Source organism: Acinetobacter sp. BEC1-S18-ESBL-01, assembly GCF_014169935.1.
GTDB lineage: Bacteria > Pseudomonadota > Gammaproteobacteria > Pseudomonadales > Moraxellaceae > Acinetobacter > Acinetobacter pittii.
The window spans coordinates 497103-518257 of record NZ_AP022302.1; the positions used below are offsets into that span (position 1 = coordinate 497103).

Genomic DNA, 21155 nt, shown 5'->3' on the forward strand with positions numbered 1-21155 from the left:
ATAGAAGAGGTTCAGTATGCCTAAGTTGATAAGTGAAATTAATCAATTACAGCAGCTGGGCCCTAATGTTAAAGAGGGGGTTGTTTATCAACCTTCTCGTGGCTTTTTTAAAATTGTTTATCAAGGCTTGATCCTTCCTAATTTACCAACCCCACTTCGTTATTTTAATTATATTAGTTTAGTGGGACAGCCACGTATTCCTCTGTGTTATAACGCCCATAGCATTACAACTTCAGCTATCGACACTGCAACAGTGCTTGTAAGTAATAGCCAACATAGTGTGGGACATTTAAAAACATATTCTATTCGACGCCAATGCCAGTTTGATTCGGCGCTATATCAATTTGATAAAACCGACCTGATTCAATGGCAAATTCCCGTGATTCGCCTTCAACGATTAGACCCAGAAATGGGGTGTGATCTTACGATTCAGATTCCAGAAAATATATCTAATGCCTCTGCTTTGCAGTGGGGTGTTTCTGACTATTGGTCAACACTATGTGTATGTGAAGGGGAAATTTTTTATAAAGGACAGAAATATCAAATTGAAGGGTTGGGGCGATTTAAACACGCGCGAGCTTTGCACTTACCGTTCTTATCTTTATGTTTCTATACGTGCCAAATTATTAACTTAAATGAAACGACGCAGCTTACATTCTTACAAATAAGAAATCAGTGGAATATCATCCTATGTTCAAGATTAGATATTCAAGAATTTGGGAAGCCTGTTGAAAGTTTTACAGAAGACGTAAATTTACATATCCACCGAGTTTATCCAAAGGTTAAAACACCAAATGGTAAAGAGATGTACTTGCCTAGGGAGTTTTCTTGGCAATGTGAGAAAAATGGAAAAATAATTTTTGAACTTTATGCACAAAGTCGTGGTGATTATAAGTTTGGGTTGGCGGCCGGATATGTGGGAAGCTTTCAATATCAATTAAGTTGGAATGAACAGTGTCTGCAAGGAGAGGGGGGATACTGTGAATATATTGATTGTCGCCCACTTAGATGGCAAGAAAAGAATCAAGACGAGAAAATTTTAGATAAATTGATGCTTTTACAACCATGTTTATATAAAAAATGACTATTTTTATCGTTTTTGATTAAAAAGCGAACTGTTGTTGCACTAATATTAAAAAAGGTATTGCAAAGGGGATGAGATGGTCTATAATGCACATCCATCGGCGGTGATGCAGATAGAAACTTGTTGAAAAACAGTTACTTGTGATTAAGTTGATTGCTTTAAGTGATGAATTTGATGGTAAGTTGGTTTGAGAGATAAGTTTTAAAAATATCGAAATTACCTGTTGACTTTTAAGAGATTAAGAGTAATATAGCCGACCTAGCTTGCTGGTGACGAACCAGGAAGAAGATCATTAAGAGAATTGAAGAACAACTTGTGTGGATTTTTACTGATTGATTAATCGAAATAATTTTCATTAATTGATTGGTTTAAATTACTCGAAGTTTATTTGAGCGAAATTTAAGTCAGTAATTGATGAGCCAGAATTGGCACCTTGTCTTTAATAAGGTGCAAAATGATTTTAACTGAAGAGTTTGATCATGGCTCAGATTGAACGCTGGCGGCAGGCTTAACACATGCAAGTCGAGCGGAGAGAGGTAGCTTGCTACTGATCTTAGCGGCGGACGGGTGAGTAATGCTTAGGAATCTGCCTATTAGTGGGGGACAACATTTCGAAAGGAATGCTAATACCGCATACGTCCTACGGGAGAAAGCAGGGGATCTTCGGACCTTGCGCTAATAGATGAGCCTAAGTCGGATTAGCTAGTTGGTGGGGTAAAGGCCTACCAAGGCGACGATCTGTAGCGGGTCTGAGAGGATGATCCGCCACACTGGGACTGAGACACGGCCCAGACTCCTACGGGAGGCAGCAGTGGGGAATATTGGACAATGGGCGCAAGCCTGATCCAGCCATGCCGCGTGTGTGAAGAAGGCCTTATGGTTGTAAAGCACTTTAAGCGAGGAGGAGGCTACTTTAGTTAATACCTAGAGATAGTGGACGTTACTCGCAGAATAAGCACCGGCTAACTCTGTGCCAGCAGCCGCGGTAATACAGAGGGTGCAAGCGTTAATCGGATTTACTGGGCGTAAAGCGCGCGTAGGCGGCTAATTAAGTCAAATGTGAAATCCCCGAGCTTAACTTGGGAATTGCATTCGATACTGGTTAGCTAGAGTGTGGGAGAGGATGGTAGAATTCCAGGTGTAGCGGTGAAATGCGTAGAGATCTGGAGGAATACCGATGGCGAAGGCAGCCATCTGGCCTAACACTGACGCTGAGGTGCGAAAGCATGGGGAGCAAACAGGATTAGATACCCTGGTAGTCCATGCCGTAAACGATGTCTACTAGCCGTTGGGGCCTTTGAGGCTTTAGTGGCGCAGCTAACGCGATAAGTAGACCGCCTGGGGAGTACGGTCGCAAGACTAAAACTCAAATGAATTGACGGGGGCCCGCACAAGCGGTGGAGCATGTGGTTTAATTCGATGCAACGCGAAGAACCTTACCTGGCCTTGACATAGTAAGAACTTTCCAGAGATGGATTGGTGCCTTCGGGAACTTACATACAGGTGCTGCATGGCTGTCGTCAGCTCGTGTCGTGAGATGTTGGGTTAAGTCCCGCAACGAGCGCAACCCTTTTCCTTATTTGCCAGCGAGTAATGTCGGGAACTTTAAGGATACTGCCAGTGACAAACTGGAGGAAGGCGGGGACGACGTCAAGTCATCATGGCCCTTACGGCCAGGGCTACACACGTGCTACAATGGTCGGTACAAAGGGTTGCTACCTAGCGATAGGATGCTAATCTCAAAAAGCCGATCGTAGTCCGGATTGGAGTCTGCAACTCGACTCCATGAAGTCGGAATCGCTAGTAATCGCGGATCAGAATGCCGCGGTGAATACGTTCCCGGGCCTTGTACACACCGCCCGTCACACCATGGGAGTTTGTTGCACCAGAAGTAGCTAGCCTAACTGCAAAGAGGGCGGTTACCACGGTGTGGCCGATGACTGGGGTGAAGTCGTAACAAGGTAGCCGTAGGGGAACCTGCGGCTGGATCACCTCCTTAACGAAAGATTGACGATTGGTAAGAATCCACAACAAGTTGTTCTTCATAGATGTATCTGAGGGTCTGTAGCTCAGTTGGTTAGAGCACACGCTTGATAAGCGTGGGGTCACAAGTTCAAGTCTTGTCAGACCCACCATGACTTTGACTGGTTGAAGTTATAGATAAAAGATACATGACTGATGATGTAAGCTGGGGACTTAGCTTAGTTGGTAGAGCGCCTGCTTTGCACGCAGGAGGTCAGGAGTTCGACTCTCCTAGTCTCCACCAGAACTTAAGAGAAGTTCGGATTACAGAAATTAGTAAATAGAGATTTAGATCTTGGTTTATTAACTTCTGTGATTTAAGTATCACGGTATTAAGCATGACCTGACGAAGGCATGTTTATTCATTAACAGATTGGCAAAATTGAGTCTGAAATAAATTGTTCACTCAAGAGTTTAGATTAAGCAATTAATCTAGATGAATTGAGAACTAGCAAATTAACTGAATCAAGCGTTTTGGTATATGAATTTAGATTGAAGCTGTACAGTGTTTAAGTACACAGACAACAGATAGTAGCGATGAAGAATCGCACGGACAACACTCACTTGTAGGTGTTGACGACTGTTTGGGGTTGTATAGTCAAGTAATTAAGTGCATGTGGTGGATGCCTTGGCAGTCAGAGGCGATGAAAGACGTGATAGCCTGCGAAAAGCTCCGGGGAGGCGGCAAATATCCTTTGATCCGGAGATTTCTGAATGGGGGAACCCACCTACTTTAAGGTAGGTATTGCAACATGAATACATAGTGTTGCAAGGCGAACGAGGGGAAGTGAAACATCTCAGTACCCTTAGGAAAAGAAATCAATTGAGATTCCCTCAGTAGCGGCGAGCGAACGGGGATCAGCCCATTAAGTTATGTGTGTTTTAGTGGAACGCTCTGGGAAGTGCGAACGTAGAGGGTGATATTCCCGTACACGAAAGGGCACACATAATGATGACGAGTAGGGCGAGGCACGTGAAACCTTGTCTGAATATGGGGGGACCATCCTCCAAGGCTAAATACTCCTGACTGACCGATAGTGAACCAGTACCGTGAGGGAAAGGCGAAAAGAACCCCTGTGAGGGGAGTGAAATAGATCCTGAAACCGCATGCATACAAGCAGTGGGAGCACCTTCGTGGTGTGACTGCGTACCTTTTGTATAATGGGTCAGCGACTTATATTCAGTAGCGAGGTTAACCGTATAGGGGAGCCGTAGAGAAATCGAGTCTTAATAGGGCGTTTAGTTGCTGGGTATAGACCCGAAACCAGGCGATCTATCCATGAGCAGGTTGAAGGTTGGGTAACACTAACTGGAGGACCGAACCCACTGTCGTTGAAAAGCCAGGGGATGACTTGTGGATAGGGGTGAAAGGCTAATCAAGCCTGGTGATAGCTGGTTCTCCCCGAAAGCTATTTAGGTAGCGCCTCGGACGAATACCATAGGGGGTAGAGCACTGTTTCGGCTAGGGGGTCATCCCGACTTACCAAACCGATGCAAACTCCGAATACCTATGAGTACTATCCGGGAGACAGACTGCGGGTGCTAACGTCCGTAGTCAAGAGGAAAACAATCCAGACCGCCAGCTAAGGCCCCAAAATCATAGTTAAGTGGGAAACGATGTGGGAAGGCATAGACAGCTAGGAGGTTGGCTTAGAAGCAGCCACCCTTTAAAGAAAGCGTAATAGCTCACTAGTCGAGTCGGCCTGCGCGGAAGATGTAACGGGGCTAAAACTATGTGCCGAAGCTGCGGATTTGACATTAGTCAAGTGGTAGGGGAGCGTTCTGTAAGCCGATGAAGGTGTATTGAGAAGTATGCTGGAGGTATCAGAAGTGCGAATGCTGACGTGAGTAACGACAAAACGGGTGAAAAACCCGTTCGCCGAAAGACCAAGGGTTCCAGTCCAACGTTAATCGGGGCTGGGTGAGTCGACCCCTAAGGCGAGGCCGAAAGGCGTAGTCGATGGGAAATTGGTTAATATTCCAATACTTCTGTGTAATGCGATGAGAGGACGGAGAAGGTTAAGTCAGCCTGGCGTTGGTTGTCCAGGTGGAAGGATGTAGGTATGTATCTTAGGCAAATCCGGGGTACTCTATACTGAGATCCGATAGCAAGCTGTACTTGTACAGTGAAGTGGCTGATACCATGCTTCCAGGAAAAGTCTCTAAGCTTCAGTTACACAGGAATCGTACCCGAAACCGACACAGGTGGTCAGGTCGAGTAGACCAAGGCGCTTGAGAGAACTCTGCTGAAGGAACTAGGCAAAATGGTACCGTAACTTCGGGAGAAGGTACGCTGTTGTTGGTGATGGAACTTGCTTCCTGAGCTGACGACAGCCGCAGAAACCAGGCCGCTGCAACTGTTTATTAAAAACATAGCACTCTGCAAACACGAAAGTGGACGTATAGGGTGTGATGCCTGCCCGGTGCTGGAAGGTTAATTGATGGGGTTAGCGTAAGCGAAGCTCTTGATCGAAGCCCCAGTAAACGGCGGCCGTAACTATAACGGTCCTAAGGTAGCGAAATTCCTTGTCGGGTAAGTTCCGACCTGCACGAATGGCATAATGATGGCGGCGCTGTCTCCAGCAGAGGCTCAGTGAAATCGAAATCGCTGTGAAGATGCAGTGTACCCGCGGCTAGACGGAAAGACCCCGTGAACCTTTACTGCAGCTTGACACTGAACTTTGACCTTACTTGTGTAGGATAGGTGGGAGGCTTTGAAGTTGGAACGCTAGTTCCAATGGAGCCGTCCTTGAAATACCACCCTGGTAATGTTGAGGTTCTAACTCTGTCCCGTTATCCGGGACGAGGACCGTGTCTGGTGGGTAGTTTGACTGGGGCGGTCTCCTCCTAAAGAGTAACGGAGGAGTACGAAGGTGCGCTCAGCGTGGTCGGAAATCACGCGTAGAGTATAAAGGCAAAAGCGCGCTTAACTGCGAGACCCACAAGTCGAGCAGGTACGAAAGTAGGTCTTAGTGATCCGGTGGTTCTGTATGGAAGGGCCATCGCTCAACGGATAAAAGGTACTCTGGGGATAACAGGCTGATACCGCCCAAGAGTTCATATCGACGGCGGTGTTTGGCACCTCGATGTCGGCTCATCTCATCCTGGGGCTGAAGCAGGTCCCAAGGGTATGGCTGTTCGCCATTTAAAGAGGTACGCGAGCTGGGTTTAGAACGTCGTGAGACAGTTCGGTCCCTATCTACCGTGGGCGCTGGAAATTTGAGAGGATCTGCTCCTAGTACGAGAGGACCAGAGTGGACGAACCTCTGGTGTACCGGTTGTGACGCCAGTCGCATCGCCGGGTAGCTATGTTCGGAAGGGATAACCGCTGAAAGCATCTAAGCGGGAAGCCTACCTCAAGATAAGATTTCCCTAGGAATTTATTCCTCTAAAGAGCCGTTCGAGACTAGGACGTTGATAGGTTGGATGTGGAAGCATAGTGATATGTGAAGCTGACCAATACTAATTGCTCGTGAGGCTTGACTATACAACACCCAAGCAGTTGTATATGAAGCATCAATCGATTCATAAACATGCAAAGCAACTTGATTTAGTTATACCACTAGCTAAAATGAACAACGAAAAATCAGATTCAATCAGCCCATCTGTCAAGATTTGGAAAACGCAACGTATCACACAGTGAATAAAACGAAGCAAGTATCCATACCAGTTGTGCTGGCGACCATAGCAAGAGTGAACCACCTGATCCCTTCCCGAACTCAGAAGTGAAACCTCTTAGCGCTGATGGTAGTGTGGGGTTACCCATGTGAGAGTAAGTCATCGCCAGCTCATTATTCTAAACACCCCCGTTCTAACGAATGGGGGTGTTTTTTTATGCGCGGAATTAGTATCCTCAATTCTTTAGATACTGAAATTAATTCAAATTATAAAGAAATAAAGCTACTCTAAAATTATTTACCTAATTAGAAATTTAATATGCAATGGATCGTAATTAAAACTTTCTCATTTCCTTATGAGGCACAAATTGCAAAGACTCAACTAGAAGCATTTGGAATTCCTGTTTATATTGAAAATGAGCATACAATTAATATGGATTGGTTTTATTCTAATGCTTTAGGTGGGGTTCGTTTATTAGTTCCAGAAAACTATGTTGATGAAGCGAAGTCATTTCTTGAAAAAGACTTTAGTGATGAGCTTGAACAAAAGTTTGGGGAGAGTAAAGAATGTTGCCCTGAGTGTGGAAGCTTGGATATAGAAGTTAATAATAAAGGAAAAAAATCTGCCTTTTTAGCGTTTATGTTTTTGGGCCTACCTTTATTTTCTTTTAGAAATGGTAATAGATGTAAGCGTTGTGGACACTTTTGGAATTAAATATATAGTAAACGATTATTGATTATCTTAATTATGGAACCTAATGTAGAGGTATTGGATTTAGTTCTATCTCTGCAATTAGTGTACTAGGCGGAGAAGCCATTGATATTAAATAAAATAAATTATTTTGATGGCCGTTCAATTTAATAAATATAAGGACTTATTTAATGGTAGATAAAAAACAGCTAACTCAAAAGCAAATAGAGTTACTCCTTGAATTATTAAAGAATAGATTTGAAAAAAATACACATCGTCATACAGAAATAGAGTGGTCGGATGTGCAAAATAAACTAATTAAGGTTCCTGATAAACTTTGGTCATTGCTGGAAATGGAAAATACAGGAGGGGAGCCTGATGTTATTGCTTATGATCAGCAGAAAGACGAATATTTATTTGTAGATTGCTCTCTTGAGACACCTAAAGGTCGTAGAAGCCTTTGCTATGATCGTGAGGCTCTAGAATCTAGAAAAGATCATCCTCCTAAAAATAGCGCAATAGATATAGCTAAGGAAATGGGTGTTGAACTTTTAACAGAAAAGCAATATTACCAATTACAAGAAATCGAAGAGTTTGACCTTAAAACATCAAGTTGGCTCAAAACCCCAAATGAGATTCGTAAACTATATGGAGCACTTTTTGCTGATCGTCGATATGGTCGTGTCTTTATTTATCATAATGGAGCGCAGTCTTATTATGCTGCTCGTGATTTTCGTTGTTGCTTAAAAGTATAGGCATTGCATTGTATTTGAATAAACAGAAGAAGCTTTGATGTTTTATGCCAAGAAAATGGAGATTCTTGCAACTTTTGATTGATGGCAAACATGACAAGATATGTTCTGGAATTAAATAAAAACATCAGGACATCTGTAGAAATGCAACCAAACCCAATTTACTATAATGAACAACATATTGCTTTTGCTGATAATGTTCGTCGATTTGTACAAAAAGAAATAGCTCCTTTCGTTAATGAATGGGATGAGGCTGAGACATTCCCAAGAGAGCTATATAAGAAGGCTGCTGAAATTGGTCTATTAGGTTTAGGTTTTTCTGAGGAATATGGCGGTATTCCTGATGCAGATCCATTTTATTCATTACTGGCTGGTGTAGAAATGGCAAAAGCTGGTTCGGGTGGAGTACATATTTCACTCATGGTACATACAATTGGAGCACCACCGATTCAGCATTTTGGAAGTGAAGAACTAAAGTCAAAAGTTTTACCAAGGATTATTTCAGGAGAAAAGATTTCGGCATTAGCGATTACAGAACCAGGCGGTGGTTCTGATGTGGCTGCATTACAGACTAAAGCTGTTCGTGATGGTGACTATTATATTGTCTCGGGTGAAAAAACATTTATCACATCGGGAATTCGTGCAGATTATTATACAGTTGCGGTGCGTACAGACCCAACCAAAACAGGTGCTGAAGGCATTTCAATGTTGCTCGTTGATGCGCACAGTGAGGGAATTACTAAAACACCTTTAAAGAAAATGGGATGGTGGGCTTCTGATACAGCTCATTTGCATTTTGATCAAGTGAGAGTACCTGCATCAAATCTGCTCGGTAAAGAAAATGCTGGTTTTAAAGTTATTATGAATAATTTTAATATGGAGCGTTTTTTCTTAGGTGTAGTAGCGTATGGCTATGCTTTAGTCTGTTATGAAGAAGCTCTAGATTGGGCACAGCAACGAAAAACTTTTGGTAAGCGATTAATAGATCATCAAGTGGTTCGTCATAAATTGGTAGATATGGCAACGCAATTAACCTCAACACGGGCATTACTTGAAGAAACTGCATGGAAAATGACTCAGCCAAAACTGCATGGGCCTGAGTTAGTCGCTCAAATCTCGATGCTGAAAAATGTTGCGACTCGCACTATGCAATTTTGTGCTGATGCGGCTGTACAAACGTTGGGAGGTATGGGTTTTATGCGAGGTACTAAGTCTGAACGTATTTACCGTGAAGTAAAGGTCAATATGATTGGCGGTGGTGCTGAAGAAATTATGAAAGATTTGATTAGTAAGCAGCTCGGTTATTAATTCTTGCAGGGTGGTCATTGAGCCACCTTTTTATTTCAAAGCCATTTCCCACACCATTTCTGTTAACTCATCAATTTTGACTTTACCCTCAGCTTTATACCAAGTTACGGTCCACGAAATTGCACCACCAACTAATCTTCGCCAAATAAAGGCATCATGTTTTATCTTGCCTTGAATGCGTAACTTTTCAATGACATCTAACCAGATTTGTTCATATTCATTACGCATTTCTAAAAGATAATCTTGTTTTTCTTTTGACAGCGCAAACCACTCATAAACTAAAACAGCCATGGCTGCACCAGTATCTCCAGTAATTGAAATGAGTTCCGCTTTAATAAGAGCTCGTAATTGGTGTTCTGGATCGGTAGATTGAGCTGCGGCCTCTTCTAAACGAGCAAGATTGTAAATGATAGTTTGCTCCATTACATGAGCGAGGATGTCATCTTTACTCTTGAAGTGATGGAATAAGCTACCTGATTGAATTCCAATAAATTGAGCAAGTTCGCGGACAGTGGTTTTATCATAACCTTGTTTGTGAAATAGATAGGCTGCTCCCTGTAATAAACGACCACGCGGGCTATCGTCAAAGCAAGAAATATTTGGAATCTGTTCAATTGAAGTAGCAATCATACGAAAGCTGGATCCTTTATATAAAAATATTTACGGAAAAAATTTTGCTAAATCTCACCATGTTTTAGGCTAGTTGTCGAGTTTGGCAGTTTTAGTCAATTTCACAATAACATTTTGCTCTTTACAAACCAAGCGCTTGCTTGGTAATGTTGAGTGTAATTTTTAAACAAAATAATGAGAAACAAGATGGCAAGTAATCAACTGGATGATGAGCGTGTCGTAAAAATAGGGTGTGCCTCAGGTTTTTGGGGAGATACCAATACTGCTGCTTTTCAATTGGTACATCTAACCGATATTAATTATTTGGTTTTTGATTACTTGTCAGAAATCACCATGTCGATTATGGCCAAAGCGAAAATGGTAGAGCCGAAACATGGCTATGCTTTAGATTTTGTCAGTCGTGTCATGGCGCCTCTACTTAAAAAAATTGCAGAGAAAAAGATTAAGGTGATTAGTAATGCTGGTGGTGTTAACCCATTGGCATGTCGAGATGCCTTGCAAAAAATAATTAAAGAATATGGTCTAGACCTGAAAGTTGCCGTAGTGTTAGGTGATGATCTTTTGCCAAAACATGAGCAGCTAAAATCACAGAATATTCAGGAAATGTTTAGCGGGGAAGCTTTGCCAGAACAGGTGGCGAGTAGTAATGCTTATTTAGGGGCGGTGGCTATTCGTGATGCCTTAGACTTAGGCGCCGATATTGTGATTACTGGTCGTGTTGTTGACTCTGCTGTGGTACTTGCACCCTTAGTTCATGAGTATCAATGGTCTTTAGATGACTACGATAAGTTGGCGCAAGGTTCGTTGGCAGGTCATGTGATTGAATGTGGCGCCCAATGTACGGGTGGTAATTTTACCGATTGGCAATTGGTGCAAGGCTTCGACAACATGGGCTTTCCAGTGGTTGAAGTGAGTGAAGATGGCTCATTTGTTGTAACTAAGCCTCAAGGTACAGGAGGTCTGGTTTCTACTGCTACAGTTGCAGAGCAAATTCTTTATGAAATAGGCAATCCTCAAGCGTATTTACTACCCGATGTAATTACTGATTTCAGCCAAGTGCATTTAGAACAAGTTGGGGAGCACCGAGTTCGTGTGACGGGAGCGAAAGGACAAGCACCGACTGCGCAATATAAAGTCAGTGCGACCTATCCTGATGGTTATCGGGTTTTAGTAAGTTTTTTAATTGCAGGGCGTGAGGCACCACAAAAAGCACAAGTCATTGCCGATGCGATTTTGACTAAGTGTGAACGTGTTTTAGCAATGCGCTCAGTGCCACCTTTTAGTGAGAAATCAGTTGAAATCTTAGGGATTGAAAGTACCTATGGCGAACATGCCCAAACATTAAATAGTCGTGAAGTTGTGGTCAAGATAGCTGTAAAACACATGTTCAAAGAAGCATGTATGTTCTTTGCATCTGAAATTGCTCAAGCTTCAACAGGTATGGCTCCAGCCTTGGCAGGTATTGTTGGAGGCCGACCCAAAGCATCTCCAGTGATTAAACTATTTTCATTTTTAATAGATAAAAATCAAGTAAGTGTCGAAATCGATTTTGAAGGAAAACGCTACCCAGTTGAGATTCCACCAGGAGTTTCTACAGAGCAATTGCCTACTTTAAAGGCAGGTGAAAATGCACTTTATCAAGGAGATGAAATTGAAGTTCCTTTGATTGAAATTGCTCACGCCCGCAGTGGTGATAAAGGCAATCATAGCAATATCGGTGTGATTGCACGTAAAGCAGAATATTTGCCATGGATTCGTGCAGCACTGACTGAAGAGACTGTTGCAAGCTATATGCAACATGTCTTGGATGCTGAGAAAGGGCGAGTAATTCGTTATGAGTTGCCGGGTTTAAATGCACTGAATTTTATGTTGGAAAATGCCTTGGGTGGCGGTGGTGTTGCAAGCCTACGTATAGATCCGCAAGGGAAGGCCTTTGCACAACAATTATTGGATATGTCTGTAAAAGTTCCGGCACATCTTTTAGAAAAATAAAATGAATGGATGAAACAAAGATGAGTTATCAATCAATTTTTAGACCAGATGCTTTTGCTAATAAAGTCATTATTGTGACAGGTGGCGGCTCAGGAATTGGCCGTTGTACGGCCCATGAGCTTGCAGCTCTTGGCGCTCATGTGGTGATTACAGGACGCAAAATTGAGAAATTAGAGAAAGTAAGCCAAGAAATTATAGAAGATGATGGGCGGGTTCATTTCATTGTTTGTGATAACCGTGAAGAAGAACAAGTGAAAAATATGATTGCCGAAGTGATTGAGAAATTCGGCAAACTCGATGGTCTGGTAAATAATGCGGGTGGCCAGTTCCCCTCAGCTTTAGAGAATATTTCGGCGAATGGTTTTGATGCAGTGGTGCGTAATAACTTGCATGCAACTTTCTATTTAATGCGTGAAGCTTATAACCAATGGATGGCTAAACATGGTGGCAGTATTGTCAATATGACTGCTGATATGTGGGGCGGTATGCCGGGAATGGGGCATTCTGGCGCTGCGCGTTCGGGGGTTGATAACTTAACTAAAACAGCATCAGTTGAGTGGGGGAAATCAGGTGTTCGTGTAAATGCGGTTGCACCAGGGTGGATCGTGTCATCCGGTATGGATAATTATAGCGGTGATTTTGCCAAAGTAATTATTCCAAGTCTTGCTGGCAATGTACCGTTAAAACGTATGGGAACTGAGTCAGAAGTGTCATCGGCGATTTGTTATTTACTGTCTGATGCTGCGGCTTTTGTTTCAGGTGTAACTTTGCGTATTGATGGCGCTGCATCGCAAGGAACACGCATGTACCCACTAGTTGATGCGACAAATAGCCAGTCTTATAATGGTTTCCATCGCGCGTTTATTCCTGAAATTTTTCAGAAAAAGACTGAGGCTGAGGAGAAGTAACAGTGACTATTCTCCAATCCGAAATTGCTGTTGGTAGTGAACAGTATCAAAAGAATAAAGAGGCATTGCTTACTCAACTGAGTGAAGTCCGTGCAATTCAACAAAAAAGTATTGATAAATCGTATGCTGCCAAACCGAAATTCGATAAAAAGGGCAGGATTCTGCCACATGAGCGTGTACGGTTGTTACTCGATGCTGATTCACCTTTCGTTGAGCTTTGTGGTTTGGTTGGCTACAACATGCATGATGACAAGGATGGCTCCGAAGCTGGTGGTGGTGTAATTGCTGGGATTGGTTTTGTCAGTGGTGTGCGTTGTCTGGTCTCTGCAAGTAATAGTGCGATTAAAGGCGGGACCATGTCTCCTATGGGCGTACAGAAAACTTTGCGTTTGCAAAAAATTGCCTTAGAACAAAAACTCCCACTGATTACGCTGACCGAAAGTGGTGGTGCAAACCTTAATTATGCTGCGGAAGTATTTACCTATGGTGGTATGACATTTGCCAATCAGGCACGTCTTTCAGCGGCAGGTATTCCCCAACTTGCAGTGGTGCATGGTAATGCAACGGCAGGTGGTGCTTATCAGCCCGGTCTTTCCGATTATGTGATTGCTGTACGCAAGCAAACCGAGATGCTTCTTGCAGGTCCCCCTTTACTTTTGGCTGCCACTGGCGAAGTGGCAACAGCTGAAGAGTTGGGCGGGGCAGAAATGCATGCACAGGTTGCCGGAACTGCAGAATATTTGGCAGAAAATGATGCTGACGGTATTCGACTTGCACGTGAAATTTTTGAACATCTGAACTGGAAAGAACAAATCAAACCAGTTAAAACGACATATAAAGAACCTCGTTACGATGTCGATGAACTGTTGGGTGTGATTCCAAACGACCCGAAACAACCATTCAATATGAAAGAAGTGGTTGCCCGCATTATTGATGATTCAGATTTTCTAGAATTTAAACAGGAATATGATGATTTAACGGTGTGTGGCTGGGCAAAAATTGGCGGATTACATATCGGTATTATTACCAATAATGGTCCGATTACACCCCAAGGGGCAGCGAAGGCAGCCCAGTTTATTCACCTGTGTGAGCAGACCAAGCGCCCATTATTATTCTTGCATAATACCACTGGCTTTATGGTGGGAACCGATGCCGAGCAAAATGGCATTATTAAACATGGCTCAAAGCTGATTCAAGCGGTTGCCAATTGTTCTGTACCTAAAATTTCAATTGTTGTGGCAGGGTCGTATGGTGCTGGCAATTACGCGATGTGTGGTCGGAGTTTATCGCCAGACTTTATTTTTGCATGGCCAAATTCGCATGTTGCTGTAATGGGTGCTGCACAAGCTGGAAAGGTACTGCGTATTGTTGCTGAAGGTAAACAAAAAGCTTCAGGGCAGGAGCCGAATCCGCAAATGCTCGATTTTCTTGAGCAAAGTACGGCCATGAAATTAGAGCAGCAATCTACCGCGCTTTTCAATACAGCTATGCTACATGATGATGGCATTATCGATCCGCGAGATACCCGAAAATTATTAATTTTCCTTTTACAGACCATTTATGAAGCACAGCAACGAGAGCTAAATCCAACTCGTTTTGGTGTGTCCCGTTTTTAATCAACCTTTACCGCAATTAAAAAAATTAATAGGAATAACACAATGAAATTTACTAATGAACATGAAGCATTGCGCCGTACAGCTCGTCAATTTGTTCAAAATGAGCTGAATCCACATATTCCAGAATGGGAGGCCGCGGGACGTTTCCCAATCCATGAAGTATTTAAGAAGATGGGTGATCTTGGTTTATTAGGAATTTGCAAGCCAGAAGAAAATGGCGGTTTAGCGTTAGATTATTCATATAACCTCGTGGTTGCAGAAGAAATTGGCTATGCAGCTTGTGGCGGGGTGCCTTTAGCTATTGGTGTACAAACCGATATGGCAACACCTGCTTTGGCACGTTTTGGTAGTAAAGAATTACGTGATGAGTTTTTAACACCAGCGATTGCAGGGGAATATGTTGCATCCATTGCAGTATCAGAAGTACATGCTGGTTCGGATGTTGCTGCTATTAAAACAACTGCAAAAAAAGATGGTGATGACTATGTCATTAACGGCAGCAAAATGTGGATTACCAACTCCTTGCAGGCCGACTTCTTCTGCCTTTTAGCCAACACGTCTGATGATAAACCACACGTTAATAAGTCGATGATTATTGTGCCCGCAAAAACCAAAGGGATTAGTTTTTCAGAGCCACTTAATAAATTAGGGATGCGCTCAACGACCACAGCACAGGTTTATTTAGACAATGTACGTGTACCACAGCGTAACTTAGTGGGTGTTGAAGGCATGGGCTTTATGATGCAAATGATGCAATTTCAGGAAGAGCGCCTATGGGCTTGTGCCAATGCGATTGGTGGGTTGGAAAATTTAATCCAAAAGACCATCGACTATACCAAAGAGCGTACCACTTTTGGTCAACCCCTCATTAATAACCAATATATTCATTTTCGTTTTGCCGAACTCATGACCGAAGTGGAAGCACTCAAAGCATTAACCTATCAAGCATGCGAACAGCATATTGCAGGCGAGGATGTCACGATGTTGGCGTCTATGGCAAAGCTCAAAGCTGGACGTTTAACTCGTGAAGTTGCTGATAGTTGTCTGCAATACTGGGGCGGTAATGGCTTCATGTGGGATAACCCTGCGTCGCAGCTGTATCGTGATGGCCGCCTAGGGTCTATTGGGGGCGGGGCAGATGAGATTATGTTGGGAATTATCTGTAAGTTGATGGATATTCTGCCTAAAAAGCACAAATAAATATAAGGAATACACCATGACACTTTCAGCATCTCTACAAGTTTTAGATATAGATGACAGTATTCAATTGGAACAGGACGGCAGTATTTTATACCTTTGGTTAAATCGACCAGAGAGTCGCAATGCCATGAACCTGAATATGGTCAATGCAATTCAGCAGGTTTTTGCTGCCATTCGCGATGACCTTTCGATTCGTGCGGTGATCATCCGTGGTGAAGGCGGTACTTTTTGTGCAGGTGGTGACATTAAAGATATGGCTACTTTACGAATTGAAGCGACTACTGCCGGCAGTCTACAACCTTATGTGGACTTTAACCGCCGTTTTGGTGCCTTGCTTGAGCAAGTTGAAGCCGCACCGCAAACGGTTGTGGTGATTTTAGAAGGCGCGGTGTTAGGTGGTGGTTTTGGTCTGGCATGTGTTTCCGATGTTGCCATTAGCCGTGACAATGCCCAGTTTGGTTTACCTGAAACTGGACTTGGTGTGATTCCTGCGCAAATTGCTCCTTTTGTAGTGAAACGTATTGGTCTAACTCAAGCTCGTCGATTAGCTTTATTAGGTATGCGCTTTGAAGGGCATACTGCACTGAGTGTCAGCGTGGTTCATCAAATTGCACATAATGAAATCGAACTTGAACAAGCTTTACAGGAAACCATTCAACACATTAAACGTGCCGCCCCCGAGGCTTCCCGCGTGACTAAAGCACTGTTACATCGAACGCTCAATGAGCCTTTGAGTGATTTGTTAGATGATGCTGCACAGCAGTTTGCTCAAGCAGTTGGTGGTACCGAGGGACAAGAAGGTACGATGGCTTTTATCCAGAAACGGTTGCCGAATTGGGCCGATGAATCATAAGCGATAGGGATAAAAATAATGAAATTTTCAAAAGTACTGATTGCCAATCGTGGTGAAATTGCAGTTCGAGTCATGCAAACTGCTAAGGCAATGGGCTATCAAACTGTCGCAGTTTATTCCAATGCAGACCGTCATGCTCGCCATGTGCAAGAGGCCGATGAAGCTGTCTATATTGGTGCTTCAAAAGTATCTGAGTCATATCTTTCAATTACCAAGATAATAGATGCATGCAAAAAGACAGGTGCTGATGCAGTTCATCCGGGTTATGGTTTTTTGTCTGAAAATACTGATTTTGCTCAGGCGTGTATCGATAACCAGATTACGTTTATTGGGCCTACCGCTTCTGCAATTGAGTTAATGGGCAGTAAACGCCTTTCAAAAATCGCCATGATTGAGGCGGGCGTCCCTTGTGTGCCGGGTTATGAAGGTGACCGACAAGAGCTTGAATATTTGGCTACACAAGCAGAGCAAATAGGTTTCCCTTTGATGGTTAAAGCTTCTGCGGGTGGCGGCGGTCGTGGCATGCGTTTGGTACAGCACCTCTCTGGGTTGGTGGAAGCTTTACAAACTGCGCGTTCAGAAGCTGAAAATGCTTTTGGTTCTGGCGAGCTTATTTTAGAAAAAGCTGTCATTGCTCCGCGCCATGTCGAAATTCAGGTTTTTGGCGATACACACGGCAATTATGTTTATTTGTTTGAGCGTGATTGTTCGATTCAACGTCGTCATCAAAAGGTCGTTGAAGAAGCACCTTGTCCAGTGATGACGCCTGAATTACGTCAGCAAATGGGCGAGGCTGCAGTGGCAGCAGCGAAAGCATGTGCTTATGTGGGGGCTGGTACAGTTGAATTTTTGCTAGATGCATCGGGTGCATTTTACTTTTTGGAAATGAATACCCGCTTACAGGTAGAACATCCTGTGACTGAACTTATTACTGGATTAGACTTGGTTGAATGGCAGTTGCGTGTTGCCAATGGTGAACAGTTACCTTTAAAACAGCAAGAGTTGACCTTACATGGACATGCCATCGAGGTACGTTTGTATGCAGAAGATCCACGGCAAGATTTCTTACCACAAACAGGACAAGTTCTGCGTTGGCAGCCAGCAACTTTGCCAAATGTACGGATTGATCATGGGATGTTGGCAACTGATGAGGTTAGCCCCTTCTATGACCCGATGGTAGCAAAGGTGATCGCATATGGGAAAACCCGTGAGGATGCGATTCGCTTACTCGCTCGTGCTGTGGATGATTGTGTTTTGCTAGGTGTAAATAGCAATAAACAGTTTTTGGTCAATTTACTGCGTCATCCAATTGTTGTTGCAGGAGATACGAATACTGCATTCATTCAACAGCATTTTCAAAACGACAGCAGTCTACATAAGCAGGTTCTATCTTTAGAAACCTTAGCCATTGCTGCGGCATTATTTAGCCAAAGTAACGGTACGGCAGTGTGGCAAACTGGTCTAGGTGTGCCATTACCATTAAAGCTTAAATATGATGATCAGCAAGTTCAATTGCAGCTTTCATCGCTAAATAATACGTTTACGGTACAGCTCTGCGATCAAACTATTTGTATTGAAGTGCTTGAAAGAACGATAGAGCAATTGGTTTATTTAATTGATGGTGTACATCGCCGTTTGCAATATGTATTGGATGGCGATCAGCTTTATCTAGATAGAGATAATGGTAATGTTGTGATACGAAATGTGACTTATGCTGCTCCAGAAATAGCTGATGTGGCTGGTGATGGCAATATTCGTGCGCCGATGGATGGTGCGGTGGTGAATATTTTGGTTAATAAAGGTGATCAAGTCATAAAAGGCCAAACTTTATTAGTGCTTGAAGCCATGAAAATCCAACAGCAGATTAAATCGGATGTGGATGGTGTAGTTGAAGATGTTTTAGGTCAGCAAGGGCAGCAAGTAAAAAAACGGCAGATGTTATTTACTATTCAAATCTAGTAAAAAATACCGCTCTATATGAGCGGTATTTTACTTTAAATGAGGAGTTCTGAGTTATTCTCCATCGGCCTCTGCAATTGTCTGACTTGCTTTTTTTAGGCTATATAGTAGTTGACCTAAAAGGACTTCTTTATTACTTAGCGTAACCATGACCATTGGGTGATGAACAGCAGGAATAGCAGTTAAAATGGCCTTGCCATTATCTGCATCTAAAGTAATGTTGTTACAGCCCGTGAGTTGAATCTCTTTTAAAAATGCAGTGACCATTGCCAAAATTGAGCTACTTACGGCTGCTAACTTAGTAGTGTTATGGTGGTTCTTGTGGCTCACTGTTGCTAATTCAAAACCATCAGAAGAGCAAATCATGACAAAATCTACACCACGCGTATTCATCAAAATATTATGAGCTTCGACTTTTGCAAGTTGTAGTAACTGTGTTGGAGCGGTTCGTTTTTGAGTTGGGATACTAAGCATGATCATTCCCTTGAGATGTTGAGCCTACCTTGACTTCAAGTGATGCAATTAATGATTCAACCATCATTAAAATTTGTTCTTGCTCACGCGCATCAATAAAAAAAAGAGGGTATGGTAGTGCATTTGCTTTTATCCAATGACGATATTGTTGAAGTGATGACTCTTTATTTTCGTCAACATGAGTAATACCAATCGCAATATTATCGTTATAATTTTTAAAGGTTTCTAAATAGCTTTCTAACTCGGCAATTGGATTAGAGCTATTATGATCTAATAATAAAATAACACCGATTGCACCTTCACAAATGACCGACCATATAAAATCAAAACGGCTTTGTCCTGGGGTTCCATAGAGTCCGATTTTGATTCCATCATCTAAAGTAATTTCACCATAATCAATCCCTACAGTGGTCTGGGTTTTCTGATGGCTTTGAACATCTGTATTGAATGCTTCTGTTTCTAGAATTGGAATTTCAGATAGCGATTTAATCGCTTCTGTTTTTCCTGCCCCCATGCTACCTGCAAAGACAATTTTATATTGCTGTATAATCATAACTTCCCTTAAAGACCAAATCGCCGTCTAATTTTCCCTATAAAATTTTTAAAAAAATGATTCTCTGTATTTGAATTCTCTAAGTACGAATTTGGCGTGTAAGTGCATTTGCTTGCAGAAATAAATTTTCCATTATTTGCCATTAAGCAAGCTGTAACGAAGCGTAAGACATCATCAATTGATAAGTTAAGCTGGTTAGCCACATCAGTAATTTTAGCTCCCTGTATAAAGCATGCAGAGAGTTGTAGGCTCACTTTTGTATATTCTTTTTGATAGGGCTGTGGCCAATGATCAATTTTAAAATAGCTATCCTTGGAGGCTAGATTTTCAAAATTGTTTGAATTCCAAATCAGATTCCATAACCAGTCCTGTAAATAATAATCTTTTTTACGCGAAACCTTAGTGAAGTCTGAAGTATTAGCAAAAGTAAAATCAAAGCTTTGATTGGTTTGCGTATGTTGGCGTGATGGCTCTAACCAAGCAATTTGAGTTCTATTATCAATAATGGCTAGAGTACCTTTATCATCAAAAATATGTAGTCTGGCATTTTCTGGACTGTGTAAATTCCTTATAAACTTATCATCAATCAACAGTAGCTCATTTGATAAATCTGAAACTACAGCAGTATTTTTTTTGTTCAAATACGATAATAAGTTTATTTCTATCCAGTTAAGTAAAGACTCTACTTTTTCTAGTGGCAGATGCAGGGTGTGTTCATCAACTTGATATCCATTTTTTGAGGGAGTTTTACTAATTTTTAAATAAGGACATTTTTTCTTTTGAAGAATATTTTGAATATTATCTGAATCAAAAAAGTTTTCGTTAATTAATAATAGATCAATATGAATATTAGAAATATTAACCCAATTAATATCATACTGATTAGATATTAAATTTCTGATTAAAGTTTTTAATTCATCCGAAACATTTAAGCTTAAACCAGAGGTTGCAATATTTATGCAATGCCTATCCATAGTATCACATTAGATTTTTTATTGAATAAGAGAGGGGTTTTAATGTGCTCTTTATAATAGGTATAAAAAGCACATTTCAGATTAATTAGCTAAAGTCTAACTCTTTTTCAAATGACTTTAACTCGTGGCGAGCCATTGCTAAATTTGACTTACTCCGGTCAAGGACTAAGTAAAGGAATAAATTATTATTACTTTCTAGAGGTCTAATTAAATGGTAAGCCTTACCTAATGTAATTAAAATATCTTCAATATTGTCATTTAATTTCAAAGCATTGGCGATGTTTCGTTTTGCGCGGATTACTTCTGTATTGCCGGCAGCTGCCAATTCTAAATCAATTTCCCCACCACCTTGAGTTGCAAGTGATAAACCACTTTCTGAATCAACAAGTGCAGATGCAATAAAACCATCAATTTCAGTTAAGCTATCTAAAGAAAGTTTAGCCATGTTTTTATCTCTCAGGATTCTAAAATTATATTTACTACTTTTTCCTAAAAGTAGTTGAAATTCATTATATTTCTGCT

14 protein-coding genes, 2 tRNA genes, 3 rRNA genes and 1 pseudogene are annotated in these 21155 nt (G+C 42.0%); 15 read left to right on the forward strand and 5 right to left on the reverse strand.

Annotated features, from left to right (window positions below; genetic code table 11):
- Positions 1 to 16: 16 nt before the first annotated feature.
- The 9 genes and pseudogenes from H7R46_RS02445 (at position 17) to H7R46_RS02485 (ending at position 9474) form a co-directional block, all read left to right on the forward strand.
- Positions 17 to 1103: pseudogene (locus H7R46_RS02445) on the forward strand (DUF6670 family protein).
- Between the two features lie 442 nt (positions 1104 to 1545).
- Positions 1546 to 3083: ribosomal RNA gene (locus tag H7R46_RS02450) — 16S ribosomal RNA — on the forward strand.
- A gap of 59 nt (positions 3084 to 3142) precedes the next feature.
- Positions 3143 to 3219 (forward strand) — tRNA-Ile (locus tag H7R46_RS02455).
- A 55-nt stretch (positions 3220 to 3274) separates the two neighbouring features.
- Positions 3275 to 3350: transfer RNA gene (locus H7R46_RS02460), tRNA-Ala, on the forward strand.
- Between the two features lie 352 nt (positions 3351 to 3702).
- Positions 3703 to 6593 (forward strand): 23S ribosomal RNA (locus H7R46_RS02465).
- Positions 6594 to 6780: 187 nt separating this feature from the next.
- Positions 6781 to 6895: ribosomal RNA gene (rrf, locus tag H7R46_RS02470) — 5S ribosomal RNA — on the forward strand.
- Together the 16S, 23S and 5S rRNA genes with 2 tRNA genes alongside form the textbook arrangement of a ribosomal RNA operon.
- 147 nt (positions 6896 to 7042) lie before the next feature.
- The gene (locus H7R46_RS02475) at positions 7043 to 7438 is read left to right on the forward strand and encodes a DUF2007 domain-containing protein (RefSeq protein WP_002117882.1); all 396 of its coding nucleotides are present in this window, start codon (positions 7043 to 7045) and stop codon (positions 7436 to 7438) included.
- 167 nt (positions 7439 to 7605) lie between these two features.
- Positions 7606 to 8169, forward strand: coding sequence for a DUF4256 domain-containing protein (locus H7R46_RS02480; RefSeq protein WP_005065278.1), 564 nt, complete (start codon positions 7606 to 7608; stop codon positions 8167 to 8169).
- A 141-nt stretch (positions 8170 to 8310) separates the two neighbouring features.
- Positions 8311 to 9474 carry an acyl-CoA dehydrogenase family protein gene (locus H7R46_RS02485; protein WP_005065276.1) on the forward strand — a complete coding sequence of 388 codons (1164 nt, stop codon included), beginning with the start codon at positions 8311 to 8313 and terminating at the stop codon, positions 9472 to 9474.
- A gap of 30 nt (positions 9475 to 9504) precedes the next feature.
- Here the strand turns inward: H7R46_RS02485 and H7R46_RS02490 are convergent, their stop codons facing one another.
- A complete protein-coding gene (locus H7R46_RS02490) occupies positions 9505 to 10104 on the reverse strand; it encodes a TetR/AcrR family transcriptional regulator (RefSeq protein ID WP_005065274.1) in 600 nt (199 codons plus the stop codon).
- Between the two features lie 186 nt (positions 10105 to 10290).
- On the opposite strand from H7R46_RS02490, the gene H7R46_RS02495 reads away from it, so the two are divergent.
- Genes H7R46_RS02495 through H7R46_RS02520 form a run of 6 tightly spaced genes read left to right on the forward strand, consistent with a single transcriptional unit; the run spans position 10291 to position 18632 of the window.
- Positions 10291 to 12096, forward strand: a complete 1806-nt coding sequence (locus tag H7R46_RS02495) for an acyclic terpene utilization AtuA family protein (RefSeq protein WP_005065273.1) — start codon at positions 10291 to 10293, stop codon at positions 12094 to 12096.
- Positions 12097 to 12116: 20 nt separating this feature from the next.
- Entirely contained in the window at positions 12117 to 13004 is an 888-nt protein-coding gene (locus H7R46_RS02500; protein WP_197976153.1) for an SDR family oxidoreductase, read from the forward strand.
- A 2-nt stretch (positions 13005 to 13006) separates the two neighbouring features.
- Positions 13007 to 14620, forward strand: a complete 1614-nt coding sequence (locus tag H7R46_RS02505) for an acyl-CoA carboxylase subunit beta (RefSeq protein ID WP_005065268.1) — start codon at positions 13007 to 13009, stop codon at positions 14618 to 14620.
- A gap of 42 nt (positions 14621 to 14662) precedes the next feature.
- Positions 14663 to 15820 carry an acyl-CoA dehydrogenase family protein gene (locus tag H7R46_RS02510; protein ID WP_005065266.1) on the forward strand — a complete coding sequence of 386 codons (1158 nt, stop codon included), beginning with the start codon at positions 14663 to 14665 and terminating at the stop codon, positions 15818 to 15820.
- A 16-nt stretch (positions 15821 to 15836) separates the two neighbouring features.
- Positions 15837 to 16673, forward strand: coding sequence for an enoyl-CoA hydratase/isomerase family protein (locus H7R46_RS02515; RefSeq protein WP_005065264.1), 837 nt, complete (start codon positions 15837 to 15839; stop codon positions 16671 to 16673).
- An 18-nt stretch (positions 16674 to 16691) separates the two neighbouring features.
- Complete coding sequence (locus H7R46_RS02520) at positions 16692 to 18632, forward strand: acetyl/propionyl/methylcrotonyl-CoA carboxylase subunit alpha (RefSeq protein WP_005065262.1); 1941 nt, start codon at positions 16692 to 16694, stop codon at positions 18630 to 18632.
- Between the two features lie 54 nt (positions 18633 to 18686).
- Here the strand turns inward: H7R46_RS02520 and H7R46_RS02525 are convergent, their stop codons facing one another.
- The 4 genes from H7R46_RS02525 to H7R46_RS02540 form a co-directional block, all read right to left on the reverse strand.
- Positions 18687 to 19106, reverse strand: coding sequence for a roadblock/LC7 domain-containing protein (locus H7R46_RS02525; protein ID WP_005065259.1), 420 nt, complete (start codon positions 19104 to 19106; stop codon positions 18687 to 18689).
- A complete protein-coding gene (locus H7R46_RS02530) occupies positions 19099 to 19659 on the reverse strand; it encodes a GTP-binding protein (RefSeq protein WP_005065256.1) in 561 nt (186 codons plus the stop codon). The genes H7R46_RS02525 and H7R46_RS02530 overlap by 8 nt, the downstream gene beginning before the upstream one ends.
- An 8-nt stretch (positions 19660 to 19667) precedes the next feature.
- Positions 19668 to 20633, reverse strand: a complete 966-nt coding sequence (locus H7R46_RS02535; RefSeq protein ID WP_182924239.1) for a hypothetical protein — start codon at positions 20631 to 20633, stop codon at positions 19668 to 19670.
- A gap of 85 nt (positions 20634 to 20718) precedes the next feature.
- Positions 20719 to 21078, reverse strand: a complete 360-nt coding sequence (locus tag H7R46_RS02540) for a hypothetical protein (protein ID WP_003656109.1) — start codon at positions 21076 to 21078, stop codon at positions 20719 to 20721.
- Positions 21079 to 21155 lie beyond the last annotated feature (77 nt).